The 14,145-nt window shown below is 65.8% G+C and carries 14 protein-coding genes; 5 read left to right on the top strand and 9 right to left on the bottom strand.

Annotated features, from left to right (window positions below; genetic code table 11):
- The first annotated feature begins 24 nt into the window (after positions 1 to 24).
- Together M2428_RS00695 and M2428_RS00690 are read left to right on the top strand one after the other, a co-directional pair.
- Complete coding sequence (locus tag M2428_RS00695) at positions 25 to 579, top strand: DUF3090 domain-containing protein (RefSeq protein WP_277522571.1); 555 nt, start codon at positions 25 to 27, stop codon at positions 577 to 579.
- Positions 579 to 1,346 carry an SCO1664 family protein gene (locus tag M2428_RS00690; RefSeq protein WP_277522569.1) on the top strand — a complete coding sequence of 256 codons (768 nt, stop codon included), beginning with the start codon at positions 579 to 581 and terminating at the stop codon, positions 1,344 to 1,346. The genes M2428_RS00695 and M2428_RS00690 overlap by 1 nt, the downstream gene beginning before the upstream one ends.
- Before the next feature lie 270 nt (positions 1,347 to 1,616).
- Here M2428_RS00690 and ychF read toward each other — a convergent pair whose 3' ends face one another.
- Positions 1,617 to 2,702 (bottom strand): redox-regulated ATPase YchF, encoded by a 1,086-nt coding sequence (ychF, locus tag M2428_RS00685; protein WP_277522567.1) that lies wholly within the window; start codon positions 2,700 to 2,702, stop codon positions 1,617 to 1,619.
- 175 nt (positions 2,703 to 2,877) lie between these two features.
- Between ychF and M2428_RS00680 the strand changes: the two genes are divergently transcribed.
- On the top strand, positions 2,878 to 4,116 hold the full coding sequence (locus tag M2428_RS00680; protein ID WP_277522565.1) for a DNA recombination protein RmuC: 1,239 nt from the start codon (positions 2,878 to 2,880) through the stop codon (positions 4,114 to 4,116).
- Between the two features lie 99 nt (positions 4,117 to 4,215).
- On the opposite strand, the gene M2428_RS00675 is transcribed toward M2428_RS00680, so the two are convergent.
- Both M2428_RS00675 and M2428_RS00670 read right to left on the bottom strand, forming a co-directional pair.
- Positions 4,216 to 5,304: a 4-hydroxy-3-methylbut-2-enyl diphosphate reductase gene (locus M2428_RS00675; protein ID WP_277522563.1), complete on the bottom strand. Its 1,089-nt coding sequence runs from the start codon at positions 5,302 to 5,304 to the stop codon at positions 4,216 to 4,218.
- Positions 5,305 to 5,323: 19 nt separating this feature from the next.
- Positions 5,324 to 6,175, bottom strand: a complete 852-nt coding sequence (locus M2428_RS00670) for a hypothetical protein (RefSeq protein WP_277522562.1) — start codon at positions 6,173 to 6,175, stop codon at positions 5,324 to 5,326.
- Between the two features lie 231 nt (positions 6,176 to 6,406).
- Here M2428_RS00670 and xseA point away from each other — a divergent pair, with 231 nt between their 5' ends.
- Both xseA and M2428_RS00660 read left to right on the top strand, forming a co-directional pair.
- Positions 6,407 to 7,693 (top strand): exodeoxyribonuclease VII large subunit, encoded by a 1,287-nt coding sequence (gene xseA, locus M2428_RS00665; RefSeq protein ID WP_277522561.1) that lies wholly within the window; start codon positions 6,407 to 6,409, stop codon positions 7,691 to 7,693.
- Positions 7,694 to 7,849: 156 nt separating this feature from the next.
- A complete protein-coding gene (locus M2428_RS00660) occupies positions 7,850 to 8,080 on the top strand; it encodes an exodeoxyribonuclease VII small subunit (protein WP_277522559.1) in 231 nt (76 codons plus the stop codon).
- 25 nt (positions 8,081 to 8,105) lie between these two features.
- Here M2428_RS00660 and M2428_RS00655 read toward each other — a convergent pair whose 3' ends face one another.
- The 6 genes from M2428_RS00655 to M2428_RS00630 all read right to left on the bottom strand — a co-directional run bounded on the left by M2428_RS00655 (position 8,106) and on the right by M2428_RS00630 (position 13,990).
- On the bottom strand, positions 8,106 to 8,960 hold the full coding sequence (locus M2428_RS00655) for a PPK2 family polyphosphate kinase (RefSeq protein WP_277522557.1): 855 nt from the start codon (positions 8,958 to 8,960) through the stop codon (positions 8,106 to 8,108).
- Between the two features lie 70 nt (positions 8,961 to 9,030).
- A complete protein-coding gene (locus M2428_RS00650; protein WP_277522555.1) occupies positions 9,031 to 10,251 on the bottom strand; it encodes a pyridoxal phosphate-dependent aminotransferase in 1,221 nt (406 codons plus the stop codon).
- A gap of 190 nt (positions 10,252 to 10,441) precedes the next feature.
- Positions 10,442 to 11,407, bottom strand: coding sequence for an ABC transporter substrate-binding protein (locus tag M2428_RS00645; protein ID WP_277522553.1), 966 nt, complete (start codon positions 11,405 to 11,407; stop codon positions 10,442 to 10,444).
- Positions 11,404 to 12,150, bottom strand: a complete 747-nt coding sequence (locus M2428_RS00640) for an ABC transporter permease (RefSeq protein ID WP_277522550.1) — start codon at positions 12,148 to 12,150, stop codon at positions 11,404 to 11,406. The genes M2428_RS00645 and M2428_RS00640 overlap by 4 nt, the downstream gene beginning before the upstream one ends.
- Positions 12,147 to 12,887, bottom strand: coding sequence for an ABC transporter permease (locus M2428_RS00635; protein ID WP_277522548.1), 741 nt, complete (start codon positions 12,885 to 12,887; stop codon positions 12,147 to 12,149). The genes M2428_RS00640 and M2428_RS00635 overlap by 4 nt, the downstream gene beginning before the upstream one ends.
- Positions 12,887 to 13,990, bottom strand: coding sequence for an ATP-binding cassette domain-containing protein (locus M2428_RS00630; RefSeq protein WP_277522547.1), 1,104 nt, complete (start codon positions 13,988 to 13,990; stop codon positions 12,887 to 12,889). Before M2428_RS00630 ends, M2428_RS00635 begins: the two co-directional genes overlap by 1 nt.
- Positions 13,991 to 14,145: the final 155 nt, after the last annotated feature.

The raw sequence follows: 14,145 nt of genomic DNA, 5'->3' as shown, positions 1-14,145 counted from the left end.
ACCTCATGTGCCTAAAATACTGACATGCCTACACGTGTTCACGAGTTTGCCTGGCCTGATCGGGTCGTCGTTGGCACCATTGGCCTTCCGGGGGCGCGCACGTTCTACCTGCAGGTGCGCGCAGGGACGCAGATCGTGAGCATTGCCCTGGAGAAGCAGCAGTCGGCTCTGCTCGCGGAGAAGATCGACGAAATTCTCGACCAGCTCATCACAGTCGAGGGCAACCCCTTCAGCGTTCCCACGAGTACTCCCATTGAACTTGTCGACAATGACCAGCTCGAGGCCGTTCAGGAGCAGTTTCGCACCGGCGCCATGAGCTTAGGTTGGGACCCAACCACGGCCCAGGTCGTAATAGAGGCCTACCCCATCACCGATGTCGATGCTGATGACAACGACGAATCGCTTGATGAGGACGGCGCTAACGAGCCCGAAATGCTGCTGGTGCGAATGCCGGTCGGCACCGCCCGCGCATTCGCCAAGCGCACCCGTGAGATCGTGGGCGCCGGGCGTCCGACGTGCCCGCTCTGCGGTTACCCCATAGACGCCGACGGGCACATCTGCACCCTTCCCGAGGTCTGATGCCAGCGCCGGACCTAGTGACCGCCGAGCTGACGCTCACCGGCCGCATCACGACGGCTTCAAACGCTACATTTCTGGGCAGCATCGGCGACGTGGTGGTCGTCTATAAGCCGATAGCAGGCGAAAGTCCGCTGTGGGATTTTCCCCACGGCACCCTGGCTCACCGGGAGGTGGCCGCCTACCTGGTCTCGCAGGTCTTCGGCTGGGACGTCGTGCCGCACACCTGGCTGCGCGATGGTCCGATGGGCGAAGGAATGGTGCAGCTCTGGCAGGAGCAAGACCCCGCCCAAAGCGCCGTGAACCTGGTCGCGACGGACCACATGCCGGAGACGGGCTGGAAACACGTTCTCGAGGGACGAGATGAGAACGGACGGATGGTCGCCCTCGTTCACGAAGACTCGCCAGCGCTCAGACGCATGGCGGTGTTCGACATGGTCGTCAACAACGCCGACCGCAAAGGCGACCATATTCTTGCCATGACGGACGGACACCGGCACGGCGTGGACCATGGGCTCACCTTTCACCGTGACCACAAGCTGCGCACGGTGCTGTGGGGATGGCTGGGAGACGCTCTGACCGCCGAGGAACGCGACGGCATCGATCGTGTCAGCGAAGGACTGCACAGTGGGCTGGGCCGAAACCTGGCGGACTTGCTCAGCGCCGAAGAAATCGGATCGCTAGCCGCGCGCTGCGCCCGGTTGCGCGTGGCAGGGCGATTTCCGGCTCCGAGCGGTGAGATGTCAGCGGTGCCCTGGCCGCTGTTCTAAGGGAATTACGGCTACGGGCTTCGCAGGCTGTGTCACGTTGAGTCGTTCTCTGCGGGCGCGCCCGCAGAGCGGATCCAACGCCAGGCAAGAACGGTGCCTTAAGTCTTTTGACCGACCTTGATTGCGGCCACGAGTTTGGTCACTCGTTCGTTATGCAGCAAAATGCGGGCGGCATCATTTCGACTTTGCAACCGGTGGCAAAAAGCGCATGGCCGCCAAGAACACGTGTTCTTAGCGGCCATCGCAAAAAGGTTTCAGGGAGGTCAGGACCTACACATTGAACCTAAATTCAACCACGTCGCCGTCGGCCATGACGTATTCCTTGCCTTCGATCCGGACCTTGCCGCGGGCCTTCGCCTCGGCCATGGAGCCGGCCTCGACGAGGTCATTGAACGAGACGACCTCGGCCTTGATGAAGCCGCGCTGGAAATCGGAGTGGATCACGCCGGCCGCCTGCGGGGCGGTGTCGCCCTGGCGGATGGTCCATGCCCGGGTTTCCTTGGGGCCGGCCGTCAGGTAGGTCTGCAGTCCGAGGGTGTGGAAGCCGACGCGGGCCAACTGGTCCAGTCCGGATTCATCCTGGCCGTTCATTTCCAGCATCTCGCGGGCTTCTGCCTCGTCGAGCTCCACCAGATCGGACTCAAGCTTGGCGTCCAGGAAGATGGCGTCTGCCGGAGCCACGAGGGCACGCAGTTCCGCCTGCTTCTCCGGGCTGCCGAGGATGCCCTCGTCGGAGTTGAAGACATAGATGAAGGGCTTGGCCGTCAGCAGGCCGAGTTCCTTGAGGTGCTCCATTTCCAGCTTGTCGCTCTTGATGGAGGAGAAGATGGTGTCGCCGCGTTCCAGCACTGCCTGCGCCGCCAGGATGGCTGCCAGCTCGGCCGCATCCCGCTTCTTGATCTTTACTTCTTTTTCGATCCGGGGGATGGCCTTTTCGATGGTCTGCAGATCGGCCAGGATCAGCTCGGTGTTGATCGTCTCCATGTCGGAGCTGGGATCAACCTTGCCGTCGACGTGGATGACGTCCGGGTCATCGAACACGCGGACAACCTGCGCGATGGCCTCGGCCTCGCGGATGTTGGCGAGGAACTGGTTACCAAGGCCCTCGCCCTCGGAAGCGCCCTTGACGATGCCGGCGATGTCCACGAAGGACACGGCTGCGGGCAGCAGGCGCGCGGAGCCGAAGATGCCGGCGAGCTTTTCAAGCCGGGCATCCGGCAGGTTCACGACGCCGATGTTCGGCTCGATCGTGGCGAACGGGTAGTTCGCCGCGAGGACCTGGTTGCGGGTCAGTGCGTTGAAAAGGGTTGATTTGCCGACGTTGGGCAGTCCGACGATGCCAATAGTAAGTGCCACGAGCATATATTCTACCCGCACAGGCCGGTGATCGTTGCGGCGGCGGCGGGAAGGCCGCCGCCGCAGCCTCCGCGGCGGGCCCGTGCGCAGATTCCCGGGTGTCAGTATCGGCGTAAGTCGGGGCGTTCCGGGAGTCGCAGCCAAAACTGTCACAGGGGCATGCCACAGTGAAGTCATGGATGCTTTTGCACTGATTCTTGCCCTGCTCATGCTGCTCACGGGCGCCGTTGCGGGCGCCGCCGTCGTCTTTGTCCTGCTCCGCCGGCGCTATCTGGCCGTGGAACAGGACTTCGACGGCGTATCGGCCCGGCTCTCCGATGTCAGCGCTCAGTTCGCCGCCGCCGACGCCGAGAGGCGCCTTCTCGCGGCACAGAACCGGGAACTGGGCGAGTCCCGGAACCAGGACGGCAGTGTGCTCCGAGCGCTGGCGCCAGTGGCGGAGAAGCTCACGGCCGTGCAGCAGCAGGTGTCCCTTCTCGAACGCGACCGGCTGGAGCAGTACGGCCAGCTGGCCCAGCAACTGCAGGAGGCCCGGCTGTCCGATGAGCAGCTGCTGCGCTCTACGCATGCGCTGGAGTCTGCCCTGCGCTCCAACAGCGCCCGCGGCCAGTGGGGCGAGGTCCAGCTGCGCCGGGTGGTTGAGGCGGCAGGCATGCTGCGGCATGTGGATTTCCATGAACAGGTTCACAGCGGGCAGGCCCACAGCTCCGGGCCGGACGGCAGCCTCCGGCCCGATCTCGTGGTGCAGCTGCCCGGGGACAAGCAGCTCGTTGTCGACGCAAAGGTTCCGCTGGCGGCGTATCTCGCCGCCCAGGACCTCGGCGCCTCCCAGTCAGGCCAGCAGTCCTCGCAGCTGCCGGGCAGCCAGCAGGCTCACCTCGCGGCGCATGCCAAGGCCCTCAAGGCCCACGTGGACGCGCTGGGCAACAAGAAGTACTGGGACATCCCCGGCAACTCTCCGGAGCTGGTGGTGTGTTTCCTGCCGGCGGAATCCATACTGGCCGCCGCCCTCTCGGCGGACCCGGCCTTGCTGGACTATGCCCTGTCCAAGAACGTGGTTTTGGCTTCCCCCGGGACCCTGCTGGCGGTGCTGAAGTCGGTGGCGTTCACGTGGCGGCAGGACGTGTTGACGGACAGCGCCCGGGAGCTCTTCGAACTGGCGCGGCAGCTCTATGACCGGATGGGAACGCTTGGCGAGAACGTCACCAAGCTGGGGTCATCGCTGAAGACCTCGGTGGAGCGGTACAACTCCATGGTCGGGACCCTTGAGGCCCGGGTCCTGCCCACCGCCAGGAAGCTGAACGCCCTCGAATCCGTCGGTCTGGTCACTCCGCCCGCAGTCGAGGTCACGCCGCGGGCAGTCGCGGCCCCGGAGCTGCAGCCCCGGGACCAGTCCGAAGAGTCCGCGGCCTAGGACTGTTCGGCGCCAAGAATTCGGCGCTTAGGACTGATCAGCGCCAAGAGCCCGCGGCCTGGGGGCGCCTAGGGTTCGGTGCCTGGGACTGATCAGTACCTAGGACTGTTCGGGGCGGGTGCCGCGGCCGCCGAGGGCGCGGGTGACGTCGCCGGCCTGCTTCAGGGTGGCCCGGAGCTCCTTCGGCAGGGAGAACAGGAGGTCTTCTTCGGCCGTGACGACTTCCTCGACCGATCCGTAGCCGTAGTCGGCCAGGAGCCGGAGCACGTCCTTGACGAGGACTTCCGGGACAGAGGCCCCAGATGTCACGCCCACCGTGGCGACGCCCTCGAACCAGGTCTCGTCGACCTCGTTGGCGAAGTCGACCCGGTAGGAGGCCTTGGCACCGTATTCCAGTGCCACCTCCACGAGGCGGACGGAGTTCGATGAGTTGGCGGAGCCCACCACGATCACGAGTTCCGCCTGGGGCGAGATCTTCTTGATCGCCACCTGCCGGTTGGTGGTGGCGTAGCAGATGTCGTCGCTGGGCGGATCCTGCAGGGTGGGGAACCGTTCCTTGAGCAGGCGCACGGTCTCCATGGTTTCGTCCACGCTGAGGGTGGTCTGCGAGAGCCAGATGACCTTTTCCGGGTCGCGGACCGTGACCTTGTCAACCTCGTGCGGGCCGTTGATGATCTGGATGTGCTCAGGAGCCTCGCCGGCGGTGCCTTCCACTTCCTCATGGCCGTCGTGGCCGATCAGCAGGATGTCGAAGTCATCTTTGGCGAACCGGACGGCTTCGCGGTGCACCTTGGTGACCAGCGGGCAGGTCGCGTCAATGGTACGCAGGCCGCGGTCCTCGGCGGACTGGACGACGGCGGGCGAGACACCGTGCGCGGAAAAGATCACGAGGGCACCTTCCGGGACCTCGTCGGTTTCATCGACGAAGATGGCGCCCTTCTCCTCGAGGGAGCTGACCACGTGGACGTTGTGCACGATCTGCTTGCGGACGTAGACCGGCGGGCCGTAGTGCTCCAAGGCTTTCTCCACCGCGATGACCGCACGGTCAACACCGGCGCAGTAGCCGCGCGGGGCTGCCAGCAGGACCTTTTTGGGACCGGCGACAGGGGCCGCCGCCAGAACGTCTTCCGGTGAACGCCGCCGGCGCGGAACGGATGGCATCGGAACGGAAACAGCGGTGGAGGTCATGCCCCCATGCTACCGGTGTTCACTCTTGCCCCCGTTTGCGGCCCCCGGCTACGCGGACAGCCACACCTGCGGCCAGCAGGGCTGCTCCCGCCACTGCGGCGGCGACGATCCACTGGCCGAAACTGGCAGAGCTCGCCGCGACAAACTCGTTTTTGAAGAGCTCCGCCACATCGTTCCCGCTCGAGGTCCCGGCGACGGCGGCGCTGGCGGCATCGCTGGCCAGCTTCCATGCCCCGGCGAGCACCAGGGCTCCGACGCCCATGCCGACCAGGACGGTCCACCGGCGTCGGGCCGCAACGAACGCCAGCACGAAGGCGATGCCGGCGCCGACGGCAACGGCATAGCCCATCGGGGCGAAGACGGTGACGCGTTCGATCAGCTGGCGCTGGTTGGACTGCCCGATATGGATCAGCACTTGGGCGGGGGCCTCCAGCGGAAGCGTGGTCGCTTCGGTTACCTGCTTGGCCACCAGCCCGACAAGCGGTGCGACATCCAGGGTGAGCGACGAGGTGCCGTCAACCTCCGGCGGCAACGTGCTGGGGTCGGCGAACGTGAGGCGGTGGCTCTTGCGCAGGGTTTCCGCCCAGGCCTCGGAGTAGCCGGGCAGTCCCGTGAGAGATTGTGCCGCGTTGTCCAGGACCGGCCGGGCAAGCTCGGTGAGCGCCTCAGGGATGCCGGCGCTGGAGGCCAGGCCATCGACGGCGGCCGTGGCCAGCCGCTGCTGGAACGCCGGGTTCTTGCCCAGCGGTGCGGTTAGGGCGACAAAGCCCTCTTCCTGGACGATGTTGCGGTCCACCCACATGGCTGGAACGGCGACGGCTGCCATCAGTAGCCCGACAAGGACGGCGGCGGCAGAGACAAAAGTGCGCAAGGGATTCCTAGGAGGTCGATGGCATCCCTCCCATCCTAGGGCGGGGCAGGGCGCGGCCATAAAGTCGGGCCCCGGTGGTAGAGCTATGGATAGAGTTGAAAGAGACAACTTCCGGCTGCCGGCCGGCCCTCCCGCGGGGGAGCGGGCCGCCGGCAGTCCCCCTCGGGCAAAGGACACGCACGCATATGCACAAGGCACTCCACAGGGCACCCTCGGCCATGGAGCCCACGCGTGTCTGAGGACGTGGCGGCGGCCACCACGCTACCGGCCACGGCGGCTGAAACCAGCCCGGACAACCCCTGGCCGCTGCAGTTGCTGTCCCAGAAGCTCAAGATGCACATCGACCGTGCGCCCTCGGCATGGGTTGAGGGGCAGGTGATCGAGCTCAACCGTCGCGGCAGCAACGCGTACCTGACGCTCCGGGACATCGACGCCGAAATCTCGCTGCCGGCGTCGGTCTGGACCACCGTGCTGGACCGCCAGGCCGCTCCGCTGGAACGCGGTTCCCGGGTTGTGGCCCTGATCAAGGCCGAATTTTGGCTCAAGACGGGCCGGCTGAACATGTCCGTGAAGGACATCCGGCCTGTGGGTCTCGGCGACCTCCTCGCCAGGATCGAGCGGCTGCGCCAGGCCCTCGCCGCTGAAGGGCTCTTTGCCGATGCCCGGAAAAAGCGACTCCCCCTGCTCCCGCACCGGATCGGCCTGATCACCGGCCGGGACTCTGACGCCAAGAAGGATGTGCTCCGCAATGCTGCCCTGCGGTGGCCGGCCGTCGAATTCGAGATCCGCGAAGTAGCGGTCCAAGGCAACACAGCCGTAGCCCAGATGATCGCGGCATTGCGGGAGCTCGACGCCCACCCCGTGGTTGACGTCATCGTCATCGCCCGCGGCGGGGGCGCCCTCGAGGACCTGTTGCCGTTCAGCAGCGAGGAGCTCATCCGGGCCGTCTCGGACGCGTCCACGCCCGTTGTGAGTGCGATCGGGCACGAAGCGGACCGGCCCATCCTCGACGACGTCGCAGACCTCAGGGCCTCAACGCCCACCGACGCTGCGAAGAGGATCGTTCCGGATGTCGCAGAGGAGCTTGTCCGGGTCCGGCAGGCCCGGGATCAGCTCCGTCGTGGAGTCACCCGGCTCGTTGAACGCGAGGGCGACCGGTTAGCGTCCCTGCGCTCCCGCCCCGTGCTGCTCTCCCCCGACGTCATGATCACCCAGCGCCACGACGACGTCGGACGGCTCAAGGTCCGCTCGCTCTCGTCCATCAGCGCCGCCGTCGTGCGGGCAGCGGACCAGCTGGTCCACCTCAAGGCGCAGGTGCGCGCGCTCTCGCCGCAAAAGACGCTGGATCGCGGCTACGCGGTGGTCCAGCTCGCCGGCTCCGGAACGGCCTCCGCGACCCACCGGGACGTTGTGCGGAACCCCTCGCAGGCGCCCGCCGGCACGGACCTTACGGTGCGGGTGGCCGGCGGCCGGTTCACCGCCCAATCAACCGGCGGCCAGGAGCCGGCCGAGGACTAACCCAGCTGACCAAAACCGGGCACGCAGCGCTTGATCCGGCGTCACTCCGGGAACCAGCCGACAGCCCGGCAGGCCCACTGCACCACTGCACCACTGCACAGGACCATCGACCAGACACTGCGGAAGCAGAAACCGCGACAACCAAGGAGCATCCACATGGCAGAAGAAACCAGTCCGAACGCCGACATCGAGGCCCTCAGCTACGAGGACGCCCGCGAGCAGCTTGTCGCAGTGGTGGGCAAGCTGGAGACCGGCGGCGCCAGCCTGGAGGAATCGCTCGCGCTGTGGGAACGCGGTGAGGCACTGGCCAAGCGCTGCGAACAGTGGCTCGAAGGCGCCCGCAAGCGTCTCGCGGCAGCCCGGGACCACGCCGCGGACAAGGGCTAGGCGCCCGCCCTTCAAGGCCCGCGGTTCAGGACCGCTTTACCAGTTCGCGCTCCATGTCCAGGTCCAGGTCCGGAACCGGCCATTGGAGGTTCATGCCGTCGAGGGCCTCCAGTAGGAGTTGCTGCACGGCGATGCGGGCGTACCACTTCTTGTTGGCCGGCACCACATGCCACGGGACCAGATCGGTATTGGTCTTGTCGATAGCCTTCTGGTAAGCATCCATGTAGTCAGCCCAGAAGGCCCGTTCCTTCAGGTCCCCACTGCTGTACTTCCACTGTTTGGCGGGGTCATCCAGCCGGGCCAGGAGGCGGTCCTTCTGCTCGTCGCTGCTGATGTGCAGCATGACCTTGACGATCTTCGTCCCCGCCCCTGCCTGCCTTGCCTCAAATTCGTTGATGGCGCCGTAGCGGCGCTCCAGCTCCTCGGGGCTGGCCCAGCGGTGGACGCGGTGAATCAGGACGTCCTCGTAGTGGGAACGGTCGAAGACGCCCACCATCCCGGCCGCCGGCACTTCCTTCTCAATCCGCCACAAGAAGTCGTATGACTTCTCCTCCGGAGTGGGTGCTTTGAAGGACTTCAGCTGGACACCGTGGGGGTTCATGGTGCCCATGACGTGGGTGACGATTCCGCCCTTGCCGGCAGTGTCCATGGCCTGCAGGATCAGCAGCAGCCGTTTGGTTCCGCCGAACAGGGACTCGGCAAAGAGCTGTTCCTGGAGCTGGGCGAGTTTGCCGTCCAGTTCCTCCAGCAGCTGCTCTCCGTCGGCCTTGTCGCCGTCGTAGCCGGGCGTCGAGCCGGGGTCCAGCGACTCCAGGCTAAAACCCTTCCCGACCTTCAGGAGTTTCGAGGGGTGGTCATCGAATGTCGCGGAGCCTGCCATCAATACCTCTTTCCGGTTGGCGCAGCCGCGGTAGTCGGGGCAGGAGCCCCGTTGCGCTGCTGACCGAAGCCTAGTTCCCCTTGTACCGGCTCAGGAAGTCCGCCATGCGGTTGATCGCTTCTTCGAGGTCCTTGACGTTAGGCAGCGTCACCATCCGGAAGTGGTCCGGCCGGACCCAGTTGAACGCCCTGCCGTGGGACAGGAGGATCTTCTGCTCGCGGAGCAGGTCCAGGACAAATTTCTCGTCGTCGCGGATGTGATAAACCTCAGGGTCCAGCTTCGGGAACAGATACATGGCCCCGCGGGCCTGCTGCGTGCTGACGCCGGGGATGGCGTTGAGCATGTCGTAGGCCTTGTTCCGCTGCTCCAGGAGGCGTCCGCCGGGCAGGATCAGGTCGTTGATGCTCTGGTAGCCGCCAAGCGCGGTCTGGATGGCGTGCTGGGCCGGAACATTGGCGCAGAGGCGCATGTTGGCGAGCAGGTTGATGCCCTCGAGGTAGTCCGCGGCGTCCTTTTTCGGCCCGGAGATGGCCATCCAGCCGGCCCGGAACCCGCAGACCCGGTACGCCTTGGAGAGACCGCTGAAGGTCAGGCACAGGACATCGTCGCCGGTGAGCGAGGCGAGGTTTACGTGCACCGCGTCTTCGTAGAGGATCTTCTCGTAGATCTCGTCGGCGAAGAGCACCAGGCCGTGTTTCTCGGCGAGGGCGACGATCTTTTTCAGCGTCGCTTTCGGATACACCGCACCCGTGGGGTTGTTCGGGTTAATGATCACGATGCCCTTGGTGCGAGGGGTGATCTTCGCTTCCATGTCCTCAAGATCCGGCTGCCAGCCGGTTTCCTCGTCGCAGAGGTAGTGCACGGGCTTCCCGCCGGCCAGGGCAACCGAGGCAGTCCACAGCGGGTAGTCCGGGGTGGGGATGAGGACCTCGTCGCCGTCGTCGAGCAGGGCCATGAGCGACATCGTGATCAGTTCGCTGACGCCGTTGCCGAGATAGATGTCATCGACGTGGATGTTCTGGATCCCGCGGGTCTGGTAGTACTGCGAGACGGCGGTGCGGGCGGAGAAAATGCCGCGCGAGTCGCTGTAGCCCTGGGCATGCGGCAGGTGGCGGATCATGTCCACCAGGATCGCGTCCGGCGCTTCAAACCCAAACGGGGCCGGGTTTCCGATGTTCAGTTTGAGGATCCGGTGACCCTCCGCCTCCATCTGCTGGGCGGCCTGAAGAATCGGTCCACGGATGTCGTAAAGGACATTATGAAGCTTGGTGGACTGCTTGAATTCTGCCATCCATCAAATATGCCATATGGAGGATGTACTTCCGCTGAGACATGACTCACACGCGGACCCGGCAGTAACAACAACGACGCCGGTGCCCGGGCTGCAAGCCCGGACACCGGCGTCACCGGCAGGTCAGTCGTGGCCAGCGGCCCGGCAGGGTCCGCCGCAGCATGTTGCCACGGCGGGCCCCCAGCGCTGGCTACTGCTTAACGATGCCCTTCTCCTTCAGCCACGCGTCCGCGGCGTCCTTCGGATTCTGCTTCTGGCTGCCGCTCACGGCACGGTTGAGGTTGATGAGGTCTTCCGTGGTGAGGACCTTGGACACGGAGTTGAGGGCTTCCTTCGCCTTGTCCGTCATCTTGGCGGTGTTGTACAGCGGCAGCACCTGCTGGGCGATGAAGTTGTTCTTCGGATCCTCCAGCACCACGAGGTCGTTGTCCGGGATGGACGGGGTGGTGGTGTAGATGTCCGCCACCTGGACCTGGTCCGAGAGCAGAGCCTTCAGCGTGACTGCGCCGCCGCCGTCGCTGAACGGTTCAAGCTTCTTCGGGACACAGTTGTAGTTCTTCTTCAGGCCGGGCAGCCCGTAAGCGCGCTCGGCGAAGGTCGCCGGGGCGCCAATCACGAGGTCGCTGCAAACCTTCGCCATGTCTTCGATGGACTTCAGCTGGTGTTTCTCGGCAGTGGCCTTGGTAACCACCATGGCGTCCTTGTCCTCCGCTTTGGAGGCATCCAGCACGGCCAGGCCCTGCGGGAGCTTGGCCGGGAGGGCCTTCGCAATGTCCTCGGCCGAAACCTCGGTGGCGTCCTTGTTTACGTACAGCAGTAGGTTGCCGCTGTAGTCGGGAACAACATCCACCGACCCGTCCTGGACTGCTTTCAGGTAGACCTCGCGCGAGCCGATGTTCGGCTTGGTGCTGGCCGTGACACCCGCGGCGTTCAGGGCGCCGGCGTAGACCTCCGCCAGGATCTGGCTCTCCGGGAAATCGGCGGAGCCGATCACCAGGGCGCCGCCTGAACCGGAGGCGGCACCGCTGCTGGCCGGGGCCGAGCTGAGCGGGTTGGATGATCCTCCGCATGCGGACAGGGCCATGGCCAGGCCGACGCCGGCGGCCACCGCGCCGAATGTGCGCCTGCCGAGGGCTCGTTGGCGGGATTCCTTCATGACGTACCTCCTTGAAGAACAGTCCCCGCGAGTACGGGGTCTGTGAGATCAACCGCAGCCTGCTGGCTGCGGTTTGGCTGGGACGAGGCGCCCCGCGACAGGAACAGCCTCTGGATCAGGGCGAGGACAAGGTCGACCGCGATGGCGAGGGCGGCAATCAACAAGGAGCCGCCCAGCATTTGCGGGAAGTCGGAGAGCACGAGTCCGTCGAACAGGTAGCGGCCCAGGCCGCCCAGGTTGATGTAGGCGACTACGGAGACGGTCGCGATCACCTGGAGCACCCCGGTCCGGAAGCCTCCGTACATCACGGGCAGCGCGTTGGGGAATTCCGCCCGGAAGAGGACCTGCCATTCGGTCATGCCCATGGCGCGGGCGGCGTCCACTACATTGCGGTCAACACTGGAGATCCCGGCGTAGGTGCCGGCCAACAGGGGCGGCACGGTCAGGATCACGAGGGCCCAGATCGGCGGCATCAGACCGATCCCGGCGAGCAGGACGAAGAGGGTCAGCAAGCCGAGGGTGGGCAGGGCGCGCAGCGCGCCGGCGAGTGCCACGATGGCAACCCGCCCGCGGCCGGTGTGTCCGACGTAGAGGCCGATGGGCACGGCGATGGCGGTGGCGATCAGCATCACCAGGCCCGTGTAGAGCAGGTGCTCGGCCAGCCGCGTCGGGATTCCGGCGCTGCCGGACCAGTTCTCCGGGTTGGCGAGCCAGGCGAAGGTGTCCGTGACAACATTGCTCATGCGTTTCCCCCTCCGGTCTTGGGGCGTGAAAGCAGCAAGGCCCCGTCAGCGGCGCCAGTCGTGTCCTGGGCGGCGCCTGGACCGGCGCCAGCGCCCGTGGCCGCCGCGGCCCGGGTCCACGGGGTCAGCAGCCGTTCGAGCAGGACGAGGATGGAGTCCATCAGCAGCGCGAGGATCAGGATGGCGATGATGCCCACCACCACCTCGGTGACGAAATCACGTTGCAGGCCGGAAGTGAAGAGCATTCCGAGGTTGCCGATGCCCAGCAGTGCCGCGACGCTGACCAGTGAGATGTTACTGACCGAGACCACGCGAAGCCCTGCGAACATTACCGGCAAAGACAGCGGCAGATCGATCTGCATGAAACCGGCGAAGGGTTTGAAACCCATCGCGACGGCCGCCTGCCGGAGGTCCTCGTCCACCGAGTCGAAGGCATCCAGCGCGGCGCGCACCAGCAGGGCAACGGCGTAGATGGTCAGGGCCACGACCACGTTGACAGGATCCAGGATCCGCGTTCCGAGGATGGTCGGCAGGATGATGAAGAGCGCCAGGGACGGGATCGTGTAGAGCAGCGAGGACCCCGTGAGCACCGTGGACCGGAGGCCCCGGTTCTGCCGGGCGAGCTGGGCCAGCGGGATGGCAATGAGGACCCCGAACATCATCGGCAGGATGGCCAGGACGAGGTGCTGGCCGGCGAGGCTGAAGACCTCCGCCCTGTTGGCCAGGAACCACTCCATCAGAGCCCTCCGTGCCGGATGCTGCGGTCTGACTCGATCACAGCGAGCACTTCCGTGGCCGCGATAACCCCGGCCACGCGGCCGTCGTCGTCCACGGCGACGCCGAGGCCCGACGGCGAGGACAGGGCCGCGTCCAGGGCTCGGCGGAGCGTGTCCCCCTTGCGGAACAAGGAGCCGCCGGGAACCATCGCCGGACCGGTTCCGGTGGCACTGCCGGGCCCGGCCCAGCCAAGGGGACGGAGCGCGTCGTCAACCACCAGCTGCCAGCCGTCGGAGCTGCCCTCCTCCCGGAGCTGTTCGGCCGTGATAGTGCTGACCGGGTGGATGGTGACGCCGTCGGAGGGGCTGAAGGCAAGGTGCCGGAACCCGCGGTCGCGGCCCACGAATGCGGCCACGAATTCGTTTGCCGGAGCCCGCAGGATCTCCTGCGGGGCGGCGTATTGCGCCAGCTTGCCGCCGACAGCGAATACGGCCACCTTGTCGCCCAGGACGGTGGCCTCGTCGATGTCGTGGGTGACGAAGACGATCGTCTTGGCCAGGTCATGCTGGAGCCGGAGCAGCTCCTTCTGCAGTTCATCGCGGACCACCGGGTCCACGGCACTGAAGGGCTCGTCCATCAGCAGCACCGGAGGATCGGCCGCGAGCGCCCGGGCCACGCCCACGCGCTGCTGCTGGCCGCCGGAGAGCTGGGACGGGTACCGCTTGCCGAGGGAGGAGGCCAGCCCGACGACGTCGAGCAGTTCCTGGGCGCGCTTGCGGGCCTCGGCTTTGGACACGCCGTTAAGCCGTGGAACGGTGGCGATGTTGTCCAGCACGGAGCGGTGCGGCATCAGCCCGGAAGATTGCATGACGTAGCCCATGGACCGGCGCAGCTGCGCGGCCGGCACTGAAGTGACATCAGCCCCGTCGACGGTGATGACGCCCGAAGTGGGCTCCACCATGCGGTTGATCATCCGCAGGGAGGTGGTCTTCCCACAACCGGAAGGTCCCACGAACACCGTGATGGCGCCCTTGTCGATAGACATGGTCAGCCCGTCAACGGCGGGCTGGCCACCCTGGTACTGCTTCGTGACGTTCTGGAACTCGATCATGGCTTCGGCCATTTCCGGGCTTACCTAACTGTTGGCGGCAACATCGACAGGGACCAGCCAACTTCGTCAGTGTGCTGGCCATAAAGCAGTTAGCACTTAGACTAACCAGCGCCCCGGACAATGTCAGCGGCGCCGCGGCTCCCGTAAGGCTTCGGAAGCACAACGAT

Origin of the sequence: Arthrobacter sp. ES3-54 (assembly GCF_029504395.1) — a bacterium.
GTDB lineage: Bacteria > Actinomycetota > Actinomycetes > Actinomycetales > Micrococcaceae > Arthrobacter.
The sequence above is the reverse complement of the archived record's forward strand: the minus strand, read 5'-3'. Positions and strand labels throughout refer to the sequence as shown.